Raw genomic sequence first — 26,201 nt, forward strand, 5'->3', positions numbered from 1 at the left:
TAATGGTAGTGACTTCAATCACGTTGAAGTTTATATAACCCTAAAGGGGTATTGCTGGGTAGGGATATTAAAGTTCAATTGATAATTATTATAATATATAACAATCAATTACCTAGATTGACCATGATATAAATAGGGTGATTGCGTTCACAGATTAACCCATTCAAATTTCGTATTACCCAATTAGAGGTATATTCTAACTATAGAAAGCGTTGTGGCTTATCCAAAATAAGAATTGATATCATTTAAGCGGTAATAATATCGTTTAAGGGTACTTTTGTTTAACCGGAATATTATTTAGTTGAGAGTTAAATAATGCCGGTATAAGGAAAGGATAAAATGGGCAATATTAAATTGGCCATAGTCATAATGCTTAAATCCCTTCTAGCATTCTGCCTCTATGGTTATTCCATTCATGCTGTTGCTGAGCCTGCTGTTACGCCAGTAGGAGAATCAACAAGACATGAAGTCGAATTAATACGTGACAAAGACTACAAGTGTGTTCAATGCCATAAAGATTCAAAAGAAACGGTATTGGGTTCACATGGTGAAAGTGCACACGCTTTACTTGGTCGTGAAGTAAATTGTACCGACTGTCATAGTTCTATTAGCCCCGATCACCGTGAAGGTGCACCTGAAGTGGTGAAGTATCGCGCGGCTCAATCACAACCGGGAACCGAGAAGGTTTTCCTAGACCCTAGCTTAATTTTAGATGCCAATAGCCAATGTATAGATTGTCACAAACCGGATGATCTGCGCGAAGCGAGTTGGACCCACGATGTTCACGCGCAAAATTTAACGTGTTCAAACTGTCATGATGTTCATGCGACTGAAGCAAAGGTGCTGGGCTTAGATAAAAAGCAAACCATCAAGCTGTGTGTGGATTGCCATTCAGACTTCAACCAGAAGAAAGAAGAGGAGTAATCTATGAGCTGCTCAAGAAGAAACTTTTTAGCTGGCGCTGGTGCCGTTATTTTTACTACAGGTGTTGCGGGAACGGCGGCGGTAACAAGCCGTAAAACGCTAGCCAATGTTCAAGAGGACGGGGCTAAACGTTATGGAATGATTCATGACGAGACCGCGTGTATTGGTTGCACCGCTTGTACAGAAGCATGTCGTGAAGTAAACAAAGTGCCTGAAGGCGTGTCGCGCTTAGAAATTATTAAGAGCGAACCCCAAGGCGAATATCCAAATGTTGATTACCGTTTTACTCGTAACTCTTGCCAACATTGTGATAATGCACCCTGCGTGATGGTTTGCCCAACAGGGGCGGCCTACAAAGATGAAAAAACTGGCATCGTTGATGTGCATAAAGAGAAGTGTGTCGGTTGTGGTTACTGTTTGTTAGCGTGCCCGTATCAAGTGCGCTTCTTCCACCCTGAGAACAAATCGGCTGATAAATGTAACTTCTGTCGTGATACCAATCTTGCACAAGGGAAGCTGCCTGCTTGTGTCGAATCTTGCCCGACCAAGGCGCTAGTATTTGGCGATCTAAATGACCCTAAGAGTGAGATAAACCAGGTGCTTAAATCTGAGGTGGTTTACAGGGATAAAGCTTATCTAGGCACTCAGCCAAAACTCTACAAAGTGCCACACCAAAAAGGGGAGATTTGATTATGAGTGCATGGGACACAGCTTTTCAGTCTGGTACTGTGGTATGGGACTGGATTATAGCAATCTATCTATTTCTCGCGGGGATGTCGGCAGGTGCCGTAATGATCTCCATTTATCTAAAACGTAAGGTCATTGAAGGCGATCCTGCTCATAATGGGGTGTTAAAGGCCACGGCTTTTCTCGCGCCATTTGGGATCATTTCAGGTCTGCTTATTTTGGTTTTCCACCTGACAAAACCGTTATCCTTTTGGAAGATCATGATCTTCTATAACCCAACGTCTGTGATGTCGATGGGTGTGATCTTATTCCAAGTGTATATGGTGATCCTATTCCTTTGGATCGGCATTATATTCCGAGATCAAATTGTCGTGTTCTTGAATGACCAAGCTTGGTTAAAAGGGCGACTCGATTTCGTAGGTAACTGGATTGGCAAATTGGAAGTGTTTGAGAATGCTTTGGAAATCTTCTTAGCTGTTCTTGCTCTGATGCTTGCCGCTTATACCGGATTCTTGTTGTCAGCTTTGAATACTTTCCCACTATTGAATAACCCAGTGTTGCCGATTTTGTTCTTATTCTCGAGCTTATCCTCAGGAGCGGCGGCGTGTATTTTATTTGGTGTGTTGGTCTTTAAGGAATCACCTCATAGCCCGAGTATTTCATGGATCCACGGATTCGAACGTCCGGTCGTGATGTTTGAGTTGTTTGTTCTTATTACTTTCTTTACTGGGCTTATCTTCGCTGGTGGTCAAAGTGAGCAAGCAGTATGGAACGCAATTGGCAGTGGTTTCTGGGCGAGTTGGTTCTGGTACGGCGTCATCGGTGTCGGCATGGTTTTACCGTTGTTGCTGAATGCAGTGACACCAACCTCAATCCGCCATAGCTCGGTGTATATTTTTTCAGTGACTTCGCTAAGCCTAATGGGTGTATTAATGCTGCGAACTTTTGTCCTTTACGCAGGGCAGTTAACGATAGCTTAATTTTGCTCAAGTAAGCAGATGTTGGATACTGGTCATCTGCTTACTTGGTTCCTGTTTATTGGAACAGTATAAGCGAACAATTGTTTAACTTGGCTCTGCTCAAGCGGAGCCTGATTGAGGTGATATGGTCGGTTCTTTGGGGCTGTTTAGTTTAATTTTGGTCGCTGTTCTCAGCAGCATTATCGCTGTGTATTCGATGTATCAAATGCTAACTAAACAAGCACAAAATGTGGCTTTAATTCGCAGTTTCTCCCTCTCTAGCGCTTTGTTTTCCATTGGCGCTATCGTTTTACTTGGCTATGCCTTTGTAGGTGACGACTTTTCCATCCTCTATGTTGCAGAACACTCCAATACTCAATTACCCACCTTCTTCAAAATGGCCGCTGTGTGGGCTGGACATGAAGGCTCATTGCTATTTTGGGTCTTAACCATTAGCTGTTGGTCGGGTGTGATTGCCCTACAAAAGCAATATTCTTCTGAGTATCAGAGCCGCGTATTGTGGGTGATGAATGTGTTACTCGCGATATTTGCATGGTTTACCTTATTTGCTTCGAACCCATTTGAACTGAATTCGACCTTGCCACTTGAAGGGCGTGACCTTAACCCAATGCTGCAAGACGTTGGTTTGATATTCCATCCGCCTCTGTTGTATTTGGGTTATGTTGGTTTCTCTGTGGTCTTGGCATTTGCTGTGGCCGCTTTGCTGGTGGATCCGATTGAGTTCGATTGGGTCGCTCATTGTCGCAGTTGTTGTTTGGTCGCTTGGATCTTTTTAACCGCAGGGATCATTCTTGGTTCTTGGTGGGCATACTACGAGTTAGGGTGGGGTGGTTGGTGGTTCTGGGACCCGGTAGAAAATGCCAGCCTATTACCTTGGCTAACATCAACCGCTCTATTGCACAGTTTGGGTGTTGCTAAAGGCAAGCAACAGTTGCTGAAGTGGTCACTTAGCCTTGCTTTCATTACGTTTTGTTTAAGTATCCTCGGTACTTTTATTGTTCGATCTGGCGTCCTCACTTCCGTTCATGCTTTTGCTGTTGACCCAACCAAAGGTATCGCGCTGTTGCTGATACTGGTTTTGGTGTTAGTGAGTTCGTTTTCTCTTCTTATTGTTCGTGGTGAATCTTTCGAGTCGAATCCAATCACTAGCTTTGCGAGCAAAAGCTTTTTGAGCTTAGTTGCGGTGGTTATTTTTGTTCTCGCGACTGCTGTCGTAGTGTTCGGCACGTTTTATCCCATGGTATTTGAACTGCTTGGACTGGGAAATATCTCGGTCGGTGCACCTTACTTTAATCTCTTGATTGCACCTTTGGCTTTGCTTGCGTTGGCTGTCGTCGGCCTTGCCCCATTGCTGAGTATTAAGCCTCAAGCATCGAAAGGCGTTATTACGTTGATCGCTCTAGCATCTATTTGCCTCGGGTTTGTCTGTTACGCTTTGCAAGTAGAGAAGGTCCAAGTGATGGTGCTGATGACATGGTCACTCGCATTTTGGGTTTTACTCACTCATGTGTATGGCTTGGCAGTAACGCGCAGTTCCAAGTTTCAACGTAAAGTCTGGGTGATGACCTTTGCCCATGTTGGGGTTTCAGTGTTAGCGATAGGTGCCGCGATGAACAGTTACCATTCATTTGAGCGAAGTTACAAATTGAGCCCAGGTGAAGAGGTTGAGTTTATGGGTTGGACGCTCTCTCATCGTGATACCGAGCTCTATGTCGCCTCCAACTTTACTGCAGAAAAAGCGATACTCGAATTAGATGCTAGCGAGCAAAGCTTTTCCATCGCGCCAGAAAGAAGACACTACCAAGTTCGTGTTATGAACATGAGTGAGCCTGCAATGAAGTGGTTCTGGCATGGCGATGTTTATATCACCATGGGCGAGAAAGTCGATTCCACCGCTTACGCATTTCGTGTTCAGTATAAGGCGTATGCGCGCTGGATCTGGTTTGGTGGGCTGTTCTCCATTATCGGCGCTTTGCTCTCATTGACTCATCGTAAAAAGAAAACCGTTAAGGCGTCACAGTATGCATACCAGCGTTCGTAACAAGCTAATTACTCTAATTGCCTTAGCATTGATTGTGGTGCTGGGATTTGTCTTTGCGCTTGATAATAAGCAGCAGTCGACCATTGTGTCTGAACAACAAAGGGCATTTCCAGAATTTACATCGACTGCGTTAGTGAATAGTGAAGGCGTCAATGGTCAGCAGAAAATTACGCTTACTGATGTCACGCAGCACCCTTATCAACTGGTTAATGTATGGGCATCTTGGTGCGGGATATGTAAAACCGAACATTCATTTTTGCTTCAACTTCACGATAAAGGCATTCCCATCGTTGGGCTTAATTATCGAGATAACTCTGGGGCTGCGATTAACGTGTTATCGAACGATGGCAACCCGTACTCAACCGTGATCAGTGACCCTCAAGGCAAGTTAGCATTAGAGTTGGGCGTAATCGGCACACCTGAAACGTATTTGGTTGATGCTAATGGCCAGATCATTAAAAAGCTATTGGGCGTGATTAATGAAATGGTATGGAAAGATGAACTTGCGATGTATTTTGATGGTGTGAATGGATGATGAAGTCTCTAGTACAAACCTTGTTTATGCTGTCAGCTCTTTTAGTGATTAGCCTTTCAACCATGGCTGAAGATCTGTTTACTGCCAGTAATAAAGAGACGAGTATTCAAGTTGAACTGTTTGAGTTTGAAAACCCAGAACAACAGCAACGTGCTATTAGCTTGGCGAAAACGTTACGCTGCCCACAATGTCAAAACCAAAATCTGATTGAATCCAACTCACCAATAGCAAAAGACTTACGCCTTGTTGTGTTCAATATGGTGAAAGCAGGGAAGAGTAATAATGAGATTACTCGATATATGACGGAAAGATTTGGTGAATTTGTACTTTATAAGCCGGCGATGAAGGTTTCAAATCTATTACTTTGGTTGCTACCGAGCCTATCATTTCTCTTATTTATATATTTATCAGTAAAAAGTGTTAGGAAGAGCTCATAAAAATTGTGTATTACTGTTTACCAATTGACCTGTATTTTGTAACATTGACTGATTATAAAGGCTAAGCACTGCTATATAAGGATGTATCTGTGGATAACGTAATCTCAAATTTAAAGAAAGAGTTCCATACTCATGTCCGATCTGATAAATGGGCAGAAAAATACAGTGCAAAGTCGAGCATTTCTACGCTTACTCAAGAAGAGTTAACCGAATTAGAGAACGCTTGGGTTCAGCTTGTCATCTGGAAGCAAACTCAAGTAAGTTGATCGTTCTGTAAAAAATCGTAGTCTTAGCCGCAACTGATTAATTTATAACCCCATGTTGGTCATCCCAATGTGGGGTTTTTTCTTATGTGAAAAATAATTGTTATATTATAACAATTTGTACGAGGTCGACCTTGAAAAAAATTGTTAACAGCCTCATAGTGTCTATCATTAGATAGTTAGCTACAAAATATTGCCTAGACATATAATGTAGTGTTGTTAAATACATCGAATTTTCAAGTGAGTATAGCTATGGCGGAAGTGCGTGCCAGAATAGATTTCAAAGTAGGGGTAACAAGCAGTATAGATGCTGAACTTCTGTCTTTTCATGGATTGAAAACAGATAAAGAGCATGTTGCTGTGATATTTAAATCAGCAGACAAGACACAAGACATACCTCTTGTTCGTATGCACTCTGAGTGCCTGACTGGTGATGTTTTCCATTCTTCTCGCTGTGACTGTGGCGAGCAGTTAGACGAAACCATTAGAATTATGGGTGAGACGGGTGGGGTGATTCTTTACTTACGCCAAGAAGGTCGTGGTATTGGCTTGTACAACAAAATCGATGCGTACCGTCTGCAAAGCGAAGGCATGAACACCTATGAAGCCAACAACCACCTAGGTTTTGGCGATGACCTTCGCGATTTTACTGAAGCTGCTGAAATGCTACGCGCCTTAGGTACTACAAAAATCCGCTTAGTCACCAACAACCCTAAGAAGATCAATGAGCTAAAATCTTTTGGTATTGAGATTGAAGAAGTGGTGAATACCTCTGCTCATATCAAATCGGGTAATGAAAGCTACCTGAAGGCAAAAGTCTCACACGGTAAGCATAATCTGGATATCTGATTAGCCTCTTTGTTACGCTTAACATAAAAATGTTTAAAGACCTCACATATGTGAGGTTTTTTTGTATTTATCTTGCAATAAAATTGTAAGTTTGTATTATTTGAATCCGTAGTGCAAATGATAATGGTTTGCACTATTACTACGAATAATAATTTAAAGCTCAACAAGGATGCTTCATGACCATTAAATCTTTAGTGACAAAAGCCGTAACTTCGTCACTCATTTTTGCCTCTGCTTCTTCTTTCGCAGCAGTAACTCAAGATCAAGTTGTAGAACATTACGCAGATATTGCGCATGCAGTGTTTGCAGATTCAGTAATTACAGCTAAAGCGTTGAACTCTTCTATTGATACCTTCTTAGCTTCTCCTTCTGCTGGCAACTTCGAACAAGTAAAACAAGCTTGGCTTGAGTCTCGCGTACCATACCAACAGTCAGAAGTTTTCCGCTTCGGCAACGCTGTTGTTGATGATTGGGAAGGCCAACTGAACGCATGGCCACTTGATGAAGGCCTGATTGATTATGTTTCGACTGATTACCAATATGAACTTGGTAACGAAGGCGCTAGCGCAAACATCGTGGCTAACAAGACTTTCCAAATTGGTCAGACTACCGTTGATGCAACCAACATCACCCCTGAGCTAATCGCAGACTTGAACGAGATCGGTGGTTCTGAAGCGAACGTAGCGTCTGGCTACCACGCAATTGAATTCCTACTTTGGGGCCAAGATTTAAACGGTACAAACAGCGGTGCAGGTGAGCGTGCTTACACTGATTTCGTTGTTGGCGCTGAGTGTACTAACGGCAACTGTGACCGTCGTGGCGCATACCTAAAAGCATCTGCTGAGCTACTTATCCAAGACCTAGAATGGATGGAAAAGCAGTGGGCTGAAGGCGAGAAAGGCAACTACCGTCAAGAACTGCTTTCTGAATCTAGCGAAAACGGCCTACGTAAAATGTTATTCGGCATGGGTTCACTGTCTCTTGGTGAGCTTGCTGGTGAGCGTATGAAGGTGGCTTTAGAAGCTAACTCTACTGAAGATGAGCACGACTGCTTCTCTGATAACACGCACAACTCTCACTACTACAACGAGCAAGGCATCTACAACGTTTACACGGGTCTATACAAGCGTGAAGACGGTACTCTGCTTTCCGGCCCAAGCCTGTTCGACCTAGTAGAGCAAAAAGATGAGCAAGCTGCGAAAGAGATTCAAAAGCAGTTTGACCTAGCACGTGCACAAGTAGGCGAATTAGTAACGTCTGCAGAGAAAAACAACCAGCACTTCGATCAGCTAATCGCTGCTGACAACGCTGCGGGTAATGCACTAGTAAACAAAACAATTGTTGCGCTAGTGTCTCAAACAGCGGCTATTGAGCGTGCTGCGGGTGTGATTGGCATTGATAGCCTAAACCCAGACACAGCGGATCACGAGTTCTAAGAACCCGAGCCGACACAAATGTAAGGGCTCTGATTGAGCCCTTAATTGTTTGATCCTCAAGAAAGCCACACCCACATAAAAACTAAAATCAAAAACACAGCAAGGCAATGTATGAAGTCGTATCTCTCAGCCTCACTATTAACCGCACTGTTTTTCGTATCTCCATTACACGCTCATGAAACCTACTCTGGCGGCAAAACGACCGTGAAGAAAGAAGGAGCGAACGCTTTTTCCCTTCCCGCAGCCAATCTACCAATGAGTAAGCGCTTGGATTTCAGCGTAGGTAATAGCTTCTTTAGAAACCCTTGGGTTCCTGCACCGTCATCAACCGATGCTCGTGATGGGTTAGGACCACTATTTAATACTAACGGCTGTCAAAACTGCCACATCAAAGATGGTCGTGGTCACGCGCCAGAAGAAGGAGATGAGAACGCAGTATCCATGTTGGTTCGTTTAAGCATTCCGGCTGAAACGCCTGAGCAGCGACAAGCCTTCATTCGAGATGGTGGAATTCCAGAGCCGACGTACGGCGGTCAGCTACAAGATTTTGCGCTTCAAGGTGTAAAACCAGAGGGCAAAGTGAACATTAGCTACACGGATGTTCCTGTTGAATTCAAAGACGGCACCGTCGTTACTCTGCGTAAACCCACTTTAAATATTACTGAACTTGCTTTCGGCGAGATGCATCCTAAGACCGAGTTTTCAGCTCGAGTGGCGCCGCCAATGATTGGTCTTGGTCTGCTTGAGAGCATCCCACAAGAAACGATTCTTGGCTTCGCGAAGCAACAAGCTGCGGACAGCCAAGGCGTAACAGGCAAAGCCAATTATGTTCTTGATGTTCAAACTAACGAAATGGCGTTGGGTCGATTTGGTTGGAAAGCCGGACAGCCAAACCTAATGCAACAAAATGCTGCAGCATTTAACGGCGATTTGGGCTTAACAAGCAGTTTGTTCCCGAACGAAAACTGCACATCAGCTCAATCAACCTGTGATGATTTTCCAAATGGTGGTGAACCTGAAGTCAGCGATAATATCCTAGATTTTGTTGAGTTCTATTCGCAGCATTTGGCGGTTCCAATTCGTCGCAACGTTGATAAGCCTGCGGTTGTTCAAGGTAAAAAACTGTTTAAAGCTATTGGTTGCCAAAGTTGCCACCAAGCTGAAATTCGCACAGCAGAACGTGAAGGCTTACCTGCGTTGTCTAAACAGCTAATCAGCCCATATACCGATATGTTACTGCACGATATGGGAGAAGGCTTAGCCGACAATCGCCCTGAGTATCTTGCCAATGGTCAAGAGTGGCGTACCACACCACTTTGGGGATTAGGTTATACCAAAGAAGTGAACGGTCATACGTTCTTACTTCATGACGGTCGCGCAAGAAACGTTATGGAAGCGGTACTTTGGCATGGTGGTGAAGCAGAAATGGCAAAACAAAAAGTATTAGCTTTGAGTAGCAGTGAACGCGAAGCACTACTAGCGTTTTTGGACTCATTATAGGCTGTCTTGAATTCAGTTAAGCCAACGGCTTAGTTACTTAAGAAAACCGCTAACAAAAGACTGACTACCGCTGAACTTGTAGGGATACGAGGCCAGCGGTCGTTTCATATTTATTGAACTCATATAATTAAAAGAAAAACTAGGAAGTAAGGTAACAGCATGGCACATAAATTTTTGTTAATGCCCTTGTCGGTATTAATCATGGCAGGCTGCCAGTCATCGGGTGAGCAAACGGCTTCATCTGAGGTTAACGGTGTCTCTTATCAAGCAGACACGACTGCTCATATCAGCCGTAGCGTGTATCAACAAGAGTTTGATTCAGCCGTGCTATTCGCTAAGCAAGCCGGTGAGCTGGAAGTCTTGATGCAGGGTTACTGTGAAACCAACAATATTGAGCTGGATGCGTTGGAAAATCAGTGGCAGCTCACCATGAACAGCTGGATGGCACTGCAAGGACAAGAAAGAGGCCCAACAGCGGCATTGGAACAGAGCTGGAATGTTCAGTTTTGGCCAGACAAAAAGAACACCACAGGTCTAAAAATGCGTCAACTGACTCAGCAAGATAAAGCTTGGTCACAAGATGAAATCGCACAGCAGAGTGTGACTGTTCAAGGGCTTGGCGCCTTGGAGTGGTCTCTGTACGACGAGCAATCTCCATTACTGCAAGACAAAGCGTCTGGTTGTCTATCTTCACAAGCGATCGCACAAAACTTGGCAATGAAATCGGCCTCTATTGCTGAGGCATGGCAGGTTAACCCTTGGTTAGCGCTAGACGAGACTCGTTGGGAGTCTGAATACATCGCTTTATTGACCAACCAACTTGATTACAGCATGAAAAAGCTGAGTCGCCCGATGGCGAAAATTGGTCATCCGCGTCCTTACTTCTCAGAATCATGGCGCGCTCAAACCTCAATGACTCAGCTGAAAGCGAACGTAGCGGCGCTAGAGAAATTGTACTTAGCAGATGGTAGTGGTCTTGATGGTTTATTGAGAGAGAAGGGCTTAAATGACCTTGCCGATCGTGTTGCAGCCCAGTTCACGTTAACGTTAGATACTTGGCCGACAGATTCTAGCTTGTTTACTCTCCTACAGAGCAAAGAAGGCTACCGAGATGTGCTGACTCAATACAACAAACTAGAACGTTTGAAGTACCTGATTCATGAAGAAGTAGCGATAGAGCTTGGCGTGGTAATAGGATTCAATGCTACCGATGGTGACTGATATTACGCGAAGAACGTTACTCAAGGCTGCACTGGGTTGTGCAACTGTTCCATTACTTCCATTTGGCTGTGCGAGTCGAAAGGATGAGGCGAGTGCGTCGAACGATCCCCAACTGATTGGTTGTGCGCTTAATGGTCGTGGTCAATATTCTGCAGTTGTGGCTGACGAATTTGGCATGCCACTGAGCCAACTTCCCATCCCCAATCGTGGCCATGGCGTCGCGATTTGCCCAACCTCATCGCATGCGGTGGTTTTTGCTCGTCGTCCTGGTGACTATTTTATGGTGTTTGACTATAAAAACGGTCAGCAGATCAAAATGGTCGTCAAAGGTAACAACCGTCACTTCTATGGTCATGGCGTTTACTCATTAGATGGCAACTTACTGTATGCCACTGAAGGGAAAACGGACAGCAGCCAAGGTGTGATTGGCGTTTACGATGTCGCGCAAGGCTATCGTAAGGTCGAAGAGTTCAGCGGTTTTGGTATTGGGCCTCATGAAGTGATCATCATGCCGGATGGTAATCTCGCGATCGGCGTTGGTGGCGTTCATACTGATGGTAGAACACCGAAAAACCTCGATTCGATGCAGCCGAGCTTGAGTTATGTTTCTCCTGAAGGTGTGTTACTTGATCAGGTTGAATTGTTGGATAAGAAGTTGAGCATTCGACACTTAGCCCATGATGGTGCTGAATCCGTGCTTTGTGGCCAGCAATATCGTGGTGAACCAGATGAGTATCCTTCGCTATTGGCGATGCATACTAAAGGCGGAAAGTTTGAATCACTGAACGCAGAGCCAGAGCAATGGGCAAGGTTCAATCACTATATCGCCAGTATTGCGGCGTCAGATGATTGGATTATTGCGACTTCGCCAAGAGGCAACTGCTACGGTATTTGGTCTAAAGAAACCAAAGAGTTAGTAGAACTCTCTGCATTATCTGATGCTTCTGGCGCTGTGCTGCTTGATGGTGAGTTTCGATTAAGCTCTGGGGCGGGAAGTGTGGTAAGCCAGAGCAAGCCTTATGAGAAATCAACTCAACAATCATCGGTCCAGTGGGATAACCATTGGAGTTCAATCTGATTTATAAAGCCTCTTAAAAATAACATGCTTACTCCGATTTCTTTGCCATACTTATGAGATGGTTGGTGATGGAGTTAAGCATGTTCGCAAAATACTTCTGTGGATTATTAGTTCTAGTTTCTGTGCACGCATGGAGCTATACGAGTTCTGACGAGAGCCGATTTATTCCGGCTGATTCGGAGCTCTCTTTTATGCTGATTTATCCAGAGCTTACCCAGAGTATTTATCAAGACTCGTCTCTGCCTATTCTTTGGGATTCACCTGAACTTGTTAAGGCGTTTGAATTTCAATTGTCGCTTCTCGAACAAGCTCAAATGGCACCACTCTTCGATCGACAACTCAAGCAAATTCGTCACTATCAATCCCATGCTCAATGGCAAGAGTTGGACATATTACTCACCGATACTTTTATCTACTACCTGAGCTACGTTGAAAATGCGCCGCTTGCCGGTAAAGATTGGTACTTCTCGGGCAAGTTGCATTCCAAATTACCTGCGCCTTCTCCGCATATTCTGATGAGCTTAAAAAGCAGCGTTGCCAATGATTACTTATTGGAGATGGTGTTGTCTTACGCGCCGCCTGTTGGGGATTTTGACCAATTCAAAGCAACCTATTCGGTGTTAGAAACCGCCTCTGAACTCAATATTGAACGATATAGACAGAAAGGTTTGAAGCGCTTGGGTGACGAGCTTTCAGACAAGACGGTTCTTGTTGAGCGCATTGCTTTGGTTGGTGTTGATACCTCGATGATCGCGGTCGATTTTCCCAAGTTCGATCGAGATCTGCAAAAGGCGATTAAATCTTTCCAACGCATGCACGGTCTTACGGATGATGGGATCATCGGGCCAGACACGATCAAATGGATCAATATGGGCTTTGATGATCGACTTACTTCCCTAGCATTGAACGCCGAGCGTGCCCGCTTATGGCCAAGAAATAGAGACTCACTGATTGTGGTGAATGTACCTAGTTTTGATATGAAGTATTGGGAAGATGGGGAAGAGGTTTTTGAATCTAAAGTTGTGGTTGGGAGAAAATCGAGAAAAACACCACTCTTAGAGATAAAGCTTGATTCGGTTATCTTAAATCCGACTTGGAACGTGCCATGGAAAATCATGGTTAAAGATATCTTGCCTAAAGTAAAAGCCGACGAGAGTTATCTTGAAACACACAATTTTCAAGTGATCGATGGTTGGCGTTCGATGGAAACTGTCGATACTACCGAGATAGATTGGCAAACGATTAACTTTAGCTCTTTTCCTTATCGAATGCGCCAGCAAGCAGGCTCTAGTAACGCATTGGGTTTGTATAAGTTCAATACGCCCAACAAGCGAGCCATCTATCTCCATGACACCCCAAGTAAAAGCTTGTTTAACGATGACTTCCGCGCCTATAGCTCTGGTTGTATTCGTGTTGAGCATGCCGAGGAACTCGCGGAGTTGTTATTTGCGACTAAGGTAAAGAAAGTGCCGAATCAGGATGATGAACTTGCGCCCAATACTAAGGTTCGTCTCAAGAAGCGAATTCCAGTGCATATCATTTATCAAACCGTGTTGTTTGAAGAAGGAGGCATACAATACCGCGGTGATATCTACCAATATGATAAAGAGGGCGGTTGATTGAAATATGGTCAAGAAAGGTGATCTTGACTGAAAAATGACAACCAAGCTTCTATTGATAAAATTATAATGAGTATCAATAACTAACCGTGCAAAGGTTACAAATACTAACGTTTTGCACGGTTTTTGTACGTTGACGCAGCAAATTCCATTATGTATCGTGCATTTTTCGTTCGATCTAATTGGTTTTTTGCTGTATGTCTCAAAGTTTATTTTCACGCCGTCAGTTTCTGACTTACGCTGGTGGTACTGCTGTAGTCGCCTCTCTTACTCCTTCTATCGCTTTCGCTTCATACCCGGATCAACCAAGAACGATTAGCATGAACAATCTTCACACTGGTGAACGATTAGAGACTTGTTATTTCGATGGCACTAACTATGTTGGTGACGAGATGGCACGCCTTAGCAAACTGTGCCGTGACTTCCGCCGCAATGAGATTCATCCAATGGATAAGAACCTGTTTGATCAGATCACTCAGATTCAAAATGTACTGGGTATTCAAAAAGAAGTTCAAATCATCTCTGGCTACCGCTCTCCAGCAACCAACGAAGCGTTGCGCTCTAAGTCGAGTGGTGTCGCTAAAAAGAGCTATCACATGCTTGGTAAAGCGATCGATTTTCGTATCGATGGTGTTGATTTAAAGGAACTGAGAGACGTAGCTAAAAGTCTGCAAGCAGGTGGTGTTGGTTATTACGCTCGTAGTAACTTCATCCACATTGATACTGGTCCAGTTCGCAGCTGGTAGAGCTAAGCTGAGTTATTGAGTGATACGGTAGGCACTTGTCAAAGTAGACATCCAATGTCATAGTTTGCCCAAATTTCAGTTTGTTCTAATAATTCGGTTTATTGCTGCTCAGTTTGTTGCTGTTTAGTTTGTTATTGTTGGGTTTGTTGCCAATAACATAGCGATATTCGAGTTGTTCACCAGATTCGCTCTTTAAGGTTTGTATATGTCTCTTAAGTATCAAGTTGTACCTGTTACCTCTTTTTCTCAGAACTGCTCGATTGTGTGGTGTGATGAAACCATGGAAGGCATCGTTGTCGATCCGGGCGGTGATGTTCAACAACTCGCGGCTATCATTGAAGAACTCGGTGTTAAGGTTGTGAACTTGGTACTGACGCACGGTCACTTAGATCATGTTGGCGGTACGGTACCACTTGCTGAGATCTTGAAGGTTGAAATTGTGGGCCCGCATAAGGCAGACAACTTCTGGCTACAAGGTCTAGAGAATCAAAGTCAGATGTTTGGTTTCCCACTGTGTAAAGCTTTTGAACCAAACACTTGGTTAGAAGAGGGCGACAAAGTCACTTTTGGTAATCAAGTGATTGATGTGATTCACACGCCGGGCCACACGCCAGGTCACGTTGTACTGTTCAGTGAGCAAGCTCGTTTAGCGTTTGTGGGTGATGTGTTGTTTAACGGCGCAATTGGCCGTACTGACTTCCCACAAGGTGACTTCAATACGCTTATCGCTTCAATCAAGACTAAGCTTTGGCCACTAGGCAGTGACGTAACATTCGTTCCGGGCCATGGTCCTGAATCGACATTCGGTCGCGAGCGTGCATCAAACCCGTTCGTCGCAGATGAAATGCCTCTGTACTAATTAAATCTTTGATTTTACAACCGATTATTTGTGTCGATTGATTGAAAATGAAGCTTAGCTTTTGTCCTGAAAGCTAAGCTTTTTTATTGTGTGTGAACTTACTGGTAAACCTTAATCAGAAAGACGTTCAGCGGCAGCCAAGTAGCGTCGAGCCAGCCCCACAAACTCTTCTCCACTCATATTCAAATCATGGGTTGATATGAAAATGTCATAACCGTGGAAACCCCTTTGATACTTCATTCTGTTGGCAAGCATCGCCTGTAAGCCAGAATAGTCTTTAATCACCGCGTTTTGATTGTTTGTTTCATTCGGTGAATCAAGGTTGTCTTGTGATTGGTTATCGTTGAAATTAACGTCGTCGGTATTCTGTGACTCTTTATATTGGCTTAGTTCGATACAGCCACTTTCAGTACAACGCGCGTAGTAATGCGATGAGTCGAGAACCATATCCTCAAAGTTGGACTCTTTGCCTGCTTGCTTCGCTCCTAAGTACAAAAGTGCTCGTTGGCTGAGCAATAATTCACAAGTTATTTTAGGGCAAATCGAATCGAGGTAGGGCGAGTAATCTTTTACTTTAATTCCGACCCAGGGCAGAGGTTGATGCCAACCATCTTGTTCATAAGTGCAAAGACCAATTTTTTGGATGTTACTCCATTTTAAAACCCAACCCCCTTTGTAAAAGTGCTGCTGAAAATGAGTCGGGGTAAGTGTGAACATCACTCGGCTGCGCAGCATCAAATAGTAGCCAGTTCCCAGAAGCGCAATACTGCAAAAAGCACCCACGATCAGTAACTTTGGATTGTCACTGTAGAGCGCAACGATCAAGCAAATGAAGCCTAAAATAACGGCGAGGATACGGTACGAGCGAGTGAATGAAGGCAAAGAGAAATTACTAAGGTGACGAGTGTCCATAGGCAACACCAAGTTTTCATATTTTTGTCTGGATGGATAACCAGTGTATATGACCCTGAATTGATAAGTCGATGTTTAAATAATAGACGCTAGTAGACAATATCGGTATTTTTCGTCGACTTTCGACGCTTCACTCTACAAATAGCTCCTGTTTTTTGGTATAAATCGCGCTTCAAATTTTCACCACTGCGAAAAGAGCAGTGAACTGGAGAAATATTCAATGAGACTTGCTCATAAGCGTAAGGTGCAGGCTAAACTGCAGAAACGCACTAAAGCGGCTGTAGTTAAAGCAGTGGCAACGCCGAAAAAAGCGAAGCCTGTCGCAGAGAAAGTTGTAGCAGAAAAAACTGTAGCAGCAAAACCAGCGGTAGAGAAAGCAGTAGCAGCAACTAAAGAAGTTGCAGTAGCACTGACTCCTAAGCAACAACAAGTTCTAGACATCGTTGTTAGCAATGCTGAAGGCATTAACCCTAAAGGTATCGGCCTAGAAGCTGGTCAAGAAGACGCGAAAGCAGCTTCATGGGCAACAGGCGCATTGAAAAAACTTCTTGAAGAAAACCTAGTAGCGAAAGAGCAGCTAGCAGGTAACAAGGTTATCTACAAAGCTATCTAATCCTGTGGGATTACATTCGCTTCGTTAAGTTTTTAAGCCTCGATTTTCGAGGCTTTTTTGTATCTGGCACATTATGCCAAGTCCGAGCCCAAATCCAAGCCTAAACCTAGGCTCTATAATCTCAATTCCAATTCGATATACGGCTTAACTGATTAGTGTTGTCTCGTGTCAGAGCTTCGAATCAGCAAGCACTAAATTAGGGCGTTAGCTAGGTAGATCAAGAGAGCAAAGCCTTGATTTTTTCCCCTAAAATACAGCAATGAATAGAGCTTCATCACGAAATGGCAATCAATTGTTAAGAGTATTTAATTATTAATACTTAGGTATTTATCAATACGCATTGCCTTGGTGAATATCCAAACTCCTTTGAAATCGACACTATTCAATCATCTCCTACGTAGTTCTACTTAATCCTTTGGTCTAATACGTAACTTTGTTAACGCCATGCGTGCGTGCTCTCCCTGATATCTTGTTGCCTCATCACGGTGCACTCTTATGTTGAATCATAAAAAATGCTCATAGAAAGAGTGTTAACCCAACAAAGGACGTGAACATGAGTCTCATTTCTAACTCCCTCACACGAGTTTTTAAAAACGTTGCAGTAACTGCTGCGGCTTGTTTAGCTTTGGTCGCTACTGGTGCTACAGCCGCTGATAAGGTTTACCGTTTAAAACTTGCGGAAACTTGGGGACCAAACTTCCCAGTTTTCGGTGATGCAACCAAAAACATGGCGGCGATGGCTGAGAAGATGTCGAATGGTCGACTGCAAATCAGAATCGATTCAGCAAACAAACACAAAGCACCTCTTGGCGTTTTTGACATGGTTAAGTCTGGTCAATACGACATGGGTCACTCAGGCTCTTACTACTGGAAAGGTAAAGTTCCAAACACTCTTTACTTCACTTCTATGCCTTTCGGTATGACGCCTGCAGAACAATACGCGTGGTTCTATCACGGTGGTGGTATGGAGTTAATGGAGCAGGTTTACTCTCCACATAACTTGATGTCTTTCCCTGGTGGTAACACGGATATCCAGATGGGGGGTTGGTTTCAAAAAGAGATCAACAGCGTTGAAGATCTACAAGGTCTGAAAATGCGAATCCCGGGCTTTGCAGGCGAGATTCTTGCTGAGCTAGGTGCTAAACCGACGAACATTGCCCCAGGTGAACTTTACACGTCTCTAGAGCGTCGCACGATTGATGCACTAGAGTGGGTAGGTCCATCGCTGGATTTACGAATGGGCTTCCACAAAATCGCGCCTTACTACTACACAGGTTGGCACGAGCCGGGTTCAGAGCTTCAATTCCTAGTGAACAAGCGTACATGGAACAAGCTGCCTGAAGACCTACAAGAAATCTTACGTGTTGCAATGCGTACTGCGGCTTACGACATGTACACACAAGCAACGCACGAAAGTGGTAAGAACTGGGTTTCAATGAAGACAGAATACCCAGATGTACAAGTGAAAGATTTCCCACCAGAGGTTATGTCTGCTCTGAAAGAAGCGAACGATCGCCTACTGGCTGCACATGCTGAGAAAGATGAGCTAGCAAAAGAGATTCAAGCTTCACAAGCAAGCTACCTAGAGCAAGTACGTTCATGGACGGATATTTCACATAGAGCTTATCTAAATAGCCAAGCGAAATAATCGACAGTTGTTGAACTGAATCTAAATGAACCCGAAGCTTTTCTTATTGAGTATTTAAGAGTGAATAAGCCGAGGGTTCATTTAAAACATAATAACTAAGCAGGATAAATCCTGTATTACGCTCAAGAACCTTTTCTACGTCCTACAGCTCGTTACCTCAGCTGCGCGATGTCTTTTCAAATTCCATGGAGTCGGGAATGCGAAGTCTAATTTATATTGAACGCCTGTTTAATCGTATCGGTGACGCACTGGGATGGCTTTCCAGTATGTTGTTTATTTTACTTATCGCCAACGTCGTGTATGACGTTGTCATGAGATATGCCTTCAACGATGTCTCTATCGCCTTCCAAGAGATGGAATGGCACCTTTTCTCCGCCGTTTTCCTACTCGGTGTTCCTTATGCCATCAAGGCTGGTGGCCATGTTCGAGTTGACGTGTTCTATGAGCAACTGAGCTTTAAAGCACAAGCGATTATTGACCTGCTTGGCACGCTTATCTTTCTACTTCCGTTTTGCCTGCTGGTGGCTTGGTTTGGTATCGATGTTGCCAAAGAGAGTTATGAACTGGGTGAAACCTCAGGCGATCCCGGTGGCCTGCCGTATCGCTGGATCATCAAAGCTATGATCCCGCTGTCATTCTTTTTGATGGCACTTAGTGGCGTAGGTTTGATCCTGCATTCACTGAATAAGATTTTTAATCCGCATCTTATCCATGCAAACAATATTCATACAAAAAACAAGTAGAGGCTGAACATGATTGGAATAGTAATGTTTTTCGTAGCCTTGTTTGCGCTTTTACTTGGCTTCCCAGTGGCGTTTACCTTTGGTGGTATCGCGTTAATCTTTGGTGTTTGGGCTGAGGGCATTGAAATGTTTGCCTTCATGCCATATCGAATTCAATCCATTATGGAAAACACGGTTCTGATGGCCGTTCCATTGTTTGTTTTTATGGGGCTCGTTCTACAAAAGACCAAGCTTGCTGAGCAGTTGCTTGAGTCTATGGGGCGACTGTTTGGCGGCGTTCGTGGTGGTATCGCGATTTCAACCGTATTAGTAGGTTCACTACTTGCGGCTTCTACTGGCGTGGTTGGTGCTTCTGTTGTTGCTATGGGACTTATCTCCCTACCTGTAATGCTCAAGTACAATTACGACAAAGGCTTAGCCTGCGGCACTATTTGTGCGTCTGGTACGCTAGGGCAGATCATTCCACCCTCCATCGTATTGATTCTATTGGGTGATGTTCTAGGTGTTCCTGTAGGCGACTTGTTCCAAGCGGCGATTTGGCCAGGCGTGATGCTGGTCGGCGCGTACATCGTTTATATCTTGATATACGCAAAGCTACACCCTGAAGCGGCTCAACCTATTGAACGTGATGACTCCATCAGCCGTAAGCAGGAAGTGTTTAATGCACTGAAAGCGATTCTTCCGCCTCTAGCGTTAATCATTGTTGTACTGGGCTCTATCTTCGCAGGTGTTGCTACGCCAACAGAGTCAGCCGCATTAGGTGGCGCGGGTGCGATGATACTTGCACTGCTTTACGGTCAATTTAGTTGGTCGATGGTGTACGAGGCGTCGAAAGAGACGGTGAAAGTAACGGCGATGGTATTTGCTATCTTGTTGGGTGCAACGGCATTCTCAATGGCGTTTACCTACACTGGTGGCGACTATCTGGTTGAAGAGTGGATGCTACAACTGCCAGGTGAAAAATGGGGCTTCCTGATCATTACCATGCTGGTGATTCTGATTCTGGGTTTCTTCATCGACTTCGTAGAGATCTGTTTCATCATCGTGCCGATCATTGCGCCAGTTGCTGAACTGATGGGCATCAACATGACATGGTTCGCTATCCTTATTGCGATGAACCTACAAACTTCCTTCTTAACGCCGCCATTTGGTTTTAGTTTGTTCTATTTAAAAGGCGTAGCACCGAAAGGCGTGACGACTAAGGACATCTACCGAGGTGTGATGCCGTTCATTCTGATTCAAATCCTCGTACTTGGATCACTTCTCGCTTTCCCATCTTTCTATGGAATGTGAGTGAAGCCAAGAATGTGAATGATATGTTTCGACGGCTATCTATAAATTGCTAAAGTAAAACGGCTTATTGATGTTCAGTAAGCCGTTTTTTGTGAGGGAAAGGAATGCCTCTAAAAGCCAAGCTGATTTTGCTGACGTTGCTCCCGTTGCTGCTGGTAACGGCGAGTATTAGTTGGATCTCGCTGCACCAGACTAAGACGTTAGGCGCTAAAGAAGTCGAGATCTTTAGAGACAGCCTAATCAAGTCGCGTGAAAACGCCCTCAAAGACACGGTTGATCTCGCGTTCGACGCCATAGAACACGTCTATAACGATCCAAATATCCAAGAAGCCCAAGCCAAAAAAAAAGTTCGAACCATATTGTCTAAACTTAGATATGGCTCTGATGGGTACTTCTTCGCATACGATCGCCACGGGACCAACTTGGTTCATCCAATTCAGCCAGAATTGATAGGCCAAAACCTACTCCAACTGCAAGATGAAGATGGCGATTTTCTGATAGAGGCTCTGTTAAGAGAAGCGCAAACCGGAGGCGGGTTTCACCAGTATTTGTGGCAAAAACCGTCGACGGGTGAGGTGGTGTCTAAGCTGAGCTACGCCGCTTGGTTAGAGCGTTGGGACTGGATGATTGGCACCGGCTTGTATATTGAAGACGTACACCAAGAAGTGGCTTCGATGCAGGCTGCGATAAATAAGAATATTGAAACCACGTTCTTTTCGATTGTGGTGATTTTGAGCGTAACGGTCGCGGTCATCATCGTGCTGACCTTGGCTATTAACATGCATGAACATCGGATTGCTGATAACAACTTAAAGGAGCTGGCGCATAAGACGGTGATGTTCCAAGAAGACGAGAAGAAGCATCTAGCGCGTGAGTTGCATGATGGTATTAACCAATTATTAGTGTCGAGTCGTTGCCATTTGGAACTGCTCGGTAATAAGCTACAAAATGAAGACCTTAAAGCACATTTGAATAAGTCGCAGCATTCACTGATGCGAGCAATCGAAGAAGTGAGGCACATCTCGCATCAACTTCGTCCAAGTTCGTTGGATGATATTGGTTTAGAGGCGGCATTGTCTTCATTGTTGTTAGATTTTCAGGCGCATTCGGGTATTGAAGTAGAAACCTTGTTTAGCACTCAACAGGGTAAGTTGAAATCTGAGGCTGCGACAACCTTGTATCGAGTGGTGCAAGAGTCGCTGAATAATATCGAGAAACACGCGCAAGCGACCAAAGTAACGGTTATCGCTCAGCAAATTGGTAATGTGTTGCAACTACTGATTCAAGATAACGGTGTCGGTTTCAACACCTATAAAGCGATGGAAAAACGAGGGATCGGGCTGCGTAACATGAGAGAGCGAGTGGAGTTCATCGGTGGTGACTTTGAATTGATGAGTGAGATTGGCCTCGGAACGGAAATTACAGTGTTACTGACACTAGAGGGATTAATGAATGAGTGAAGTTATTCGAGTTGTGATTGCTGACGATCACCAAGTGGTACTGGATGGCTTTATGGCGAGATTGGAACTCGAGCCAGATATTAGCGTGATAGGTACCGCCAGCAATGGACTAGAAGCGGTAGAGGTCGTTAAGTCTCTGCGCCCTGATGTGGTGTTGATGGATATCAGCATGCCTATCATGAATGGCATTGATGCCACCCATCTGATTAAAGAAGAAGACCCAGAAGCCAAGGTCCTGATGCTGACCATGCATAACAACCGTGAATACATCATGAAGGTGATGCAGTCGGGGGCTGTCGGCTACATGTTGAAAGAGATTTCGGCTGAAAAAATGGTGCAGGCAATCAAAACGGTCAATCAAGGCTCGACCTATTTCTGTGAAAAAGTCACGCAGAATTTGTTTACTCAGCCGATTACTCCGACGCCATCGGTCAAGAATCCATTGAGTAGACGTGAAGAGGCTGTGCTGAAATTAGTCGCAAAAGGGGAGAGCAGTAAAGAGGTCGCAAAGGCGCTGAATATCAGCTATCGAACGGTAGAAACCCATAGGCAAAATATTAAGCATAAGCTCGATATTCACTCTACGGCAGAGCTTGCTAAATATGCGGTCAGCTCCGGGCTTGTGGACTGATCTTACGCTAAATAACGTTAAATGTGTAATTTAATTACTAAATGTGTAATTTACGCCTCCTTTATGGAGGTTTTTTTAGTATTTTTGCGACAGGTTGATATTCTTCTTTTCGAAATTTAAGCGCCGAATGCAATGTTGCAAACTGTGCGCTGCAAATTAGAGAGGAAGCATGGAGCCTGTAAAAGATAGGTATAGTATTGAAAATACCGATTATACAGTAGGACAAGATAACGTTCAGAAATGGGGTTTTGATGTTCATAACCCAGTATTTGGAATCAGTGCAGGGGCGATCATTATCTTCCTGTTGGCACTTCTAGTCGCAGACCCTGAAACCGCAAAAGCGGCGCTTGATGGAATCAAATGGAAAGTCATTGGTAACTTCGATGGTTTCTTCATGTGGGCAGCAAACATCTTCGTAATTTTCTGTTTTGCCCTCATTGTCTCCCCGTATGGCAAGATACGTATTGGTGGCAATGATGCCAAAGCAGAGCACTCAAACCTATCTTGGATGTCGATGTTATTCGCCGCAGGAATGGGTATTGGCTTAATGTTCTGGGGTGTTGCTGAGCCAGTAGCTTATTTCACTGGCTGGTATGAAACACCACTAGGTGTTGAAGCTTACTCTCCTGAAGCGGCGAAGTTGGCTCTTGGTGCAACCATCTACAACTGGGGTCTGCACGGTTGGGCGATTTACGCGGTTGTTGCTCTAGCGCTTGCCTTCTTCACCTTCAATAAAGGTTTACCTCTATCAATCCGCTCTATTTTCTACCCTATCTTGGGTGATAGAACTTGGGGTTGGTTTGGTCATATTGTTGATATCGTCGCTGTGCTTGCAACGCTATTTGGCCTTGCAACTTCATTGGGCTTAGGTGCTCAACAAGCGACCAGTGGTATTAACCATGTATTTGGTACCGATGGCGGTATTGGCATGCAGCTGATTGTTATCGCTGTGGTTACTTTCTTAGCGACAATGTCCGTGGTTCGTGGCATCAACGGCGGCGTATAAGTGCTAAGTAACGTGAATATGCTGGTGGCTTTAGGCTTGCTGATCTTTGTTACGATTGCAGGTGGCATGGCGGGTATTAAAGCAATCCCAACCGCGCTAATGGGCTACATTGAAAACTTCATTCCCTTAAGCAATCCTCACGGTCGTGATGACGAAACGTGGATGCAAGGTTGGACGGTATTCTACTGGGCGTGGTGGATGTCTTGGTCACCATTCGTAGGCATGTTCATCGCTCGTATCTCTAAAGGTCGAACGATTCGTGAATTCATCGTTGCTGTATTGTTCATCCCAACGACAGTAATCATCATCTGGATGGCTATTTTCGGTGGCATCGCGATTGATCAAGTGGCGAACAAGGTGGGCGAGATTAGTGTGAATGGTCTGCAAGATATTACACTTTCTCTTTTCCATACTTACGATGCTCTGCCAATGAGCTCTGTGCTTTCAGTGGTATCGATTGGTTTGATTATGGTGTTCTTTATCACCTCTTCTGATTCAGGCTCATTGGTTATCGATAGCATTACCTCTGGCGGTAAAGTGGATGCACCGGTTCCACAACGTGTATTTTGGGCGTTGATGGGCGGCGCGATTGCAGCGGTTCTACTATGGGTTGGTGGTACGGAATCTATTCAAGCACTGCAAGCTGGAACGGTATCGATGGCGCTACCATTTGCCTTCATATTATTGCTTATGTGCCTAAGCTTATTGCTAGGTTTACGAACTGAAAATCAATTGGTTAAGCACCAAAATGCTTTGAGTTAAAAGTATTTTTGATAAAAAGGTCGACAGGGTCGACCTTTTTTTCGTCATATACTTGAGTAATTACGTGAATATTGTTTGAAATTCCATCGAACCGATTCTAGTTTACTGAAAACAACAAGTTAACCTGCTAAACTTCAGACATCCAAGTATTTGAATTATTGTGACAACAGCTTGTACTACTTGGATCGTAGGTTCGAGTTTGTAATTAAGTCGCAGGTAAGTAAGGAATACGAGGTCAATAGACCCTAATAGAATTCCGTAGAGAGGGATGATGACTAAAGGTATAGATAAATACAGTATCGACAGTACGGATTACACTGTCGGTCAAGATAACGTCCAAAAATGGGGTTTTGATGTTCATAACCCAGTATTTGGTATTAGTGCGGGACTTATCGCTTTGTTCCTGATCGGTGTTCTTATTACAGATACCGCTTCAGCAAAGGCTGCGCTAGATGGCGTTAAAGGCCAGATTATCAATTCGTTTGATTGGCTTTTCATCTGGTCGGGTAATATTTTCGTAATTTTCTGCTTAGGTTTGATTGTTTCTCCGTACGGCAAAATCCGCCTTGGTGGTGTTGATGCGACGGCAGATTACTCATTCTTCTCTTGGCTATCGATGCTGTTTGCCGCAGGTATGGGTATCGGCTTGATGTTCTGGAGTGTGGCAGAGCCAGCGGCTTACTTCACGGGTTGGTTTGAAACTCCGTTAGGTGTTGAACCAAACACACCAGAAGCTGCAAAACTGGCATTGGGCGCAACCATGTATCACTGGGGTCTACACCCTTGGGCGATTTATGGCGTAGTAGCACTGTCACTTGCGTTTTTCTCTTACAACAAGGGATTGCCTCTTTCTATCCGTTCTATCTTTTACCCAATTTTAGGTGATAGAGCTTGGGGCTGGGCAGGTCACATTGTTGATATTCTTGCTGTACTTGCAACGCTATTTGGTCTGGCGACATCGTTAGGTCTTGGTGCACAACAAGCGGCAAGTGGTATTCAGCATGTATTCGGCATTGAAGCGGGCTTAGGTCTGCAAGTTATTGTGATTACAGCGGTGACTTTATTGGCGGTAGTATCAGTACTTCGTGGTATTGATGGTGGCGTTAAAGTTATCAGTAACATCAACATGTTGGTGGCTTTCCTACTGCTTATCTTAGTGGCTCTAATCGGCTACGCGGTGACTTTAGGTTCTATCCCAACGACATTGATGGCATACATTGAAAACATCATTCCGTTGAGTAACCCTCACGGTCGTGAAGATGAAACGTGGATGCACGGTTGGACTGTATTCTACTGGGCTTGGTGGATCTCATGGTCTCCATTCGTAGGTATGTTTATCGCACGTGTTTCTAAAGGTCGTACCGTTCGTGAGTTCATCACAGCAGTACTGATTGTACCGACTACAGTGACTATCATTTGGATGTCAGTATTCGGTGGCATGGCGATTGACCAAATCGTGAATAACGTTGGTATTCTTGGTCAAGACGGCCTAACAGATGTATCACTAGCAATGTTCCAAATGTTTGATGCACTGCCGTTCGGGACTCTGCTTTCAATCATTGCGGTTGTATTGGTTCTAGTATTCTTCATTACATCGTCTGACTCAGGCTCTCTAGTAATCGACAGCATCACCGCGGGTGGTAAAGTTGATACGCCTGTGCCTCAACGTGTGTTCTGGGCGTTCCTAGAAGGTGCGATTGCTGTGGCTCTATTGTGGGTTGGTGGTACTGAAGCAGTACAAGCTCTACAAGCGGGTGCAATCTCTACAGCATTGCCATTCACCATCATTCTATTACTGATGTGTGTGAGCTTGCTAATGGGTATGCGTACAGAAAAACGCTAGGCTTTGTAAGCTGAAATCTACTGCAATTTATACGCAGTAGAGTGGTAAATAATATGAAGGCAGAAGAGGAAACTCTTCTGCCCTTTTTGTTTCTTCTGTCCCGTCCTGAAATGTG

The 26,201-nt window shown here is 44.3% G+C and carries 23 protein-coding genes and 1 pseudogene; 23 read left to right on the forward strand and 1 reads right to left on the reverse strand.

The annotated features are described in order from the left end of the window. Positions 1-339 precede the first annotated feature (339 nt). From nrfB to AB4507_RS20315, 15 genes are all read left to right on the forward strand, one after another. Positions 340-924: a cytochrome c nitrite reductase pentaheme subunit gene (gene nrfB, locus AB4507_RS20245; RefSeq protein ID WP_017101427.1), complete on the forward strand. Its 585-nt coding sequence runs from the start codon at positions 340-342 to the stop codon at positions 922-924. A 3-nt stretch (positions 925-927) separates the two neighbouring features. Then, positions 928-1,614 (forward strand): cytochrome c nitrite reductase Fe-S protein, encoded by a 687-nt coding sequence (gene nrfC / locus AB4507_RS20250; RefSeq protein WP_060982429.1) that lies wholly within the window; start codon positions 928-930, stop codon positions 1,612-1,614. Positions 1,615-1,616: 2 nt separating this feature from the next. Further along, positions 1,617-2,591, forward strand: coding sequence for a cytochrome c nitrite reductase subunit NrfD (gene nrfD, locus AB4507_RS20255; protein WP_048607198.1), 975 nt, complete (start codon positions 1,617-1,619; stop codon positions 2,589-2,591). Between the two features lie 124 nt (positions 2,592-2,715). Further along, positions 2,716-4,632 (forward strand): heme lyase CcmF/NrfE family subunit, encoded by a 1,917-nt coding sequence (locus tag AB4507_RS20260; RefSeq protein WP_372183216.1) that lies wholly within the window; start codon positions 2,716-2,718, stop codon positions 4,630-4,632. Further along, a complete protein-coding gene (locus AB4507_RS20265) occupies positions 4,613-5,167 on the forward strand; it encodes a DsbE family thiol:disulfide interchange protein (protein WP_017063563.1) in 555 nt (184 codons plus the stop codon). The genes AB4507_RS20260 and AB4507_RS20265 overlap by 20 nt, the downstream gene beginning before the upstream one ends. Next, positions 5,164-5,604: a heme lyase NrfEFG subunit NrfF gene (nrfF, locus tag AB4507_RS20270; RefSeq protein WP_372132311.1), complete on the forward strand. Its 441-nt coding sequence runs from the start codon at positions 5,164-5,166 to the stop codon at positions 5,602-5,604. Before AB4507_RS20265 ends, nrfF begins: the two co-directional genes overlap by 4 nt. A gap of 89 nt (positions 5,605-5,693) precedes the next feature. Next, positions 5,694-5,870: a hypothetical protein gene (locus AB4507_RS20275; protein WP_017063565.1), complete on the forward strand. Its 177-nt coding sequence runs from the start codon at positions 5,694-5,696 to the stop codon at positions 5,868-5,870. Between the two features lie 249 nt (positions 5,871-6,119). Then, positions 6,120-6,716, forward strand: a complete 597-nt coding sequence (gene ribA / locus AB4507_RS20280; protein WP_009848836.1) for a GTP cyclohydrolase II — start codon at positions 6,120-6,122, stop codon at positions 6,714-6,716. Positions 6,717-6,892: 176 nt separating this feature from the next. Next, a complete protein-coding gene (locus tag AB4507_RS20285) occupies positions 6,893-8,152 on the forward strand; it encodes an imelysin family protein (protein ID WP_017063566.1) in 1,260 nt (419 codons plus the stop codon). A 111-nt stretch (positions 8,153-8,263) separates the two neighbouring features. Next, positions 8,264-9,652, forward strand: a complete 1,389-nt coding sequence (locus AB4507_RS20290; RefSeq protein WP_372132308.1) for a di-heme oxidoredictase family protein — start codon at positions 8,264-8,266, stop codon at positions 9,650-9,652. 159 nt (positions 9,653-9,811) lie between these two features. After that, positions 9,812-10,873 carry an imelysin family protein gene (locus tag AB4507_RS20295; RefSeq protein WP_372132306.1) on the forward strand — a complete coding sequence of 354 codons (1,062 nt, stop codon included), beginning with the start codon at positions 9,812-9,814 and terminating at the stop codon, positions 10,871-10,873. Continuing rightward, on the forward strand, positions 10,863-11,951 hold the full coding sequence (locus tag AB4507_RS20300; RefSeq protein ID WP_372132336.1) for a DUF1513 domain-containing protein: 1,089 nt from the start codon (positions 10,863-10,865) through the stop codon (positions 11,949-11,951). Before AB4507_RS20295 ends, AB4507_RS20300 begins: the two co-directional genes overlap by 11 nt. 80 nt (positions 11,952-12,031) lie before the next feature. Then, positions 12,032-13,570 carry a murein L,D-transpeptidase gene (locus AB4507_RS20305; RefSeq protein WP_372132303.1) on the forward strand — a complete coding sequence of 513 codons (1,539 nt, stop codon included), beginning with the start codon at positions 12,032-12,034 and terminating at the stop codon, positions 13,568-13,570. A gap of 197 nt (positions 13,571-13,767) precedes the next feature. After that, entirely contained in the window at positions 13,768-14,316 is a 549-nt protein-coding gene (locus tag AB4507_RS20310; protein ID WP_017060953.1) for a YcbK family protein, read from the forward strand. 205 nt (positions 14,317-14,521) lie between these two features. Next, complete coding sequence (locus AB4507_RS20315; protein ID WP_017060954.1) at positions 14,522-15,175, forward strand: MBL fold metallo-hydrolase; 654 nt, start codon at positions 14,522-14,524, stop codon at positions 15,173-15,175. 111 nt (positions 15,176-15,286) lie between these two features. Here AB4507_RS20315 and AB4507_RS20320 read toward each other — a convergent pair whose 3' ends face one another. Continuing rightward, positions 15,287-16,087: a DUF2982 domain-containing protein gene (locus tag AB4507_RS20320; RefSeq protein ID WP_372130291.1), complete on the reverse strand. Its 801-nt coding sequence runs from the start codon at positions 16,085-16,087 to the stop codon at positions 15,287-15,289. A 220-nt stretch (positions 16,088-16,307) separates the two neighbouring features. On the opposite strand from AB4507_RS20320, the gene AB4507_RS20325 reads away from it, so the two are divergent. The 8 genes and pseudogenes from AB4507_RS20325 (at position 16,308) to AB4507_RS20360 (ending at position 26,086) form a co-directional block, all read left to right on the forward strand. Continuing rightward, positions 16,308-16,700 carry a hypothetical protein gene (locus tag AB4507_RS20325; protein WP_017060956.1) on the forward strand — a complete coding sequence of 131 codons (393 nt, stop codon included), beginning with the start codon at positions 16,308-16,310 and terminating at the stop codon, positions 16,698-16,700. A 553-nt stretch (positions 16,701-17,253) separates the two neighbouring features. Continuing rightward, the gene (locus AB4507_RS20330) at positions 17,254-18,348 is read left to right on the forward strand and encodes a TRAP transporter substrate-binding protein (protein WP_017060957.1); all 1,095 of its coding nucleotides are present in this window, start codon (positions 17,254-17,256) and stop codon (positions 18,346-18,348) included. 197 nt (positions 18,349-18,545) lie between these two features. Beyond that, positions 18,546-19,091 (forward strand): TRAP transporter small permease subunit, encoded by a 546-nt coding sequence (locus AB4507_RS20335; RefSeq protein ID WP_017060958.1) that lies wholly within the window; start codon positions 18,546-18,548, stop codon positions 19,089-19,091. Positions 19,092-19,100: 9 nt separating this feature from the next. Next, the gene (locus tag AB4507_RS20340) at positions 19,101-20,384 is read left to right on the forward strand and encodes a TRAP transporter large permease subunit (RefSeq protein ID WP_029235146.1); all 1,284 of its coding nucleotides are present in this window, start codon (positions 19,101-19,103) and stop codon (positions 20,382-20,384) included. A 104-nt stretch (positions 20,385-20,488) separates the two neighbouring features. Then, complete coding sequence (locus AB4507_RS20345) at positions 20,489-21,844, forward strand: cache domain-containing protein (RefSeq protein WP_019821218.1); 1,356 nt, start codon at positions 20,489-20,491, stop codon at positions 21,842-21,844. Continuing rightward, positions 21,837-22,475, forward strand: coding sequence for a response regulator transcription factor (locus AB4507_RS20350; RefSeq protein ID WP_017060961.1), 639 nt, complete (start codon positions 21,837-21,839; stop codon positions 22,473-22,475). Before AB4507_RS20345 ends, AB4507_RS20350 begins: the two co-directional genes overlap by 8 nt. Before the next feature lie 169 nt (positions 22,476-22,644). Beyond that, a pseudogene (locus AB4507_RS20355) lies at positions 22,645-24,243 on the forward strand (BCCT family transporter). A 271-nt stretch (positions 24,244-24,514) separates the two neighbouring features. Continuing rightward, positions 24,515-26,086: a BCCT family transporter gene (locus AB4507_RS20360; RefSeq protein ID WP_017060963.1), complete on the forward strand. Its 1,572-nt coding sequence runs from the start codon at positions 24,515-24,517 to the stop codon at positions 26,084-26,086. Positions 26,087-26,201: the final 115 nt, after the last annotated feature.

The organism is Vibrio sp. 10N.222.54.A3, from assembly GCF_041474095.1.
GTDB classification, from domain to species: Bacteria; Pseudomonadota; Gammaproteobacteria; order Enterobacterales; family Vibrionaceae; genus Vibrio; species Vibrio crassostreae_C.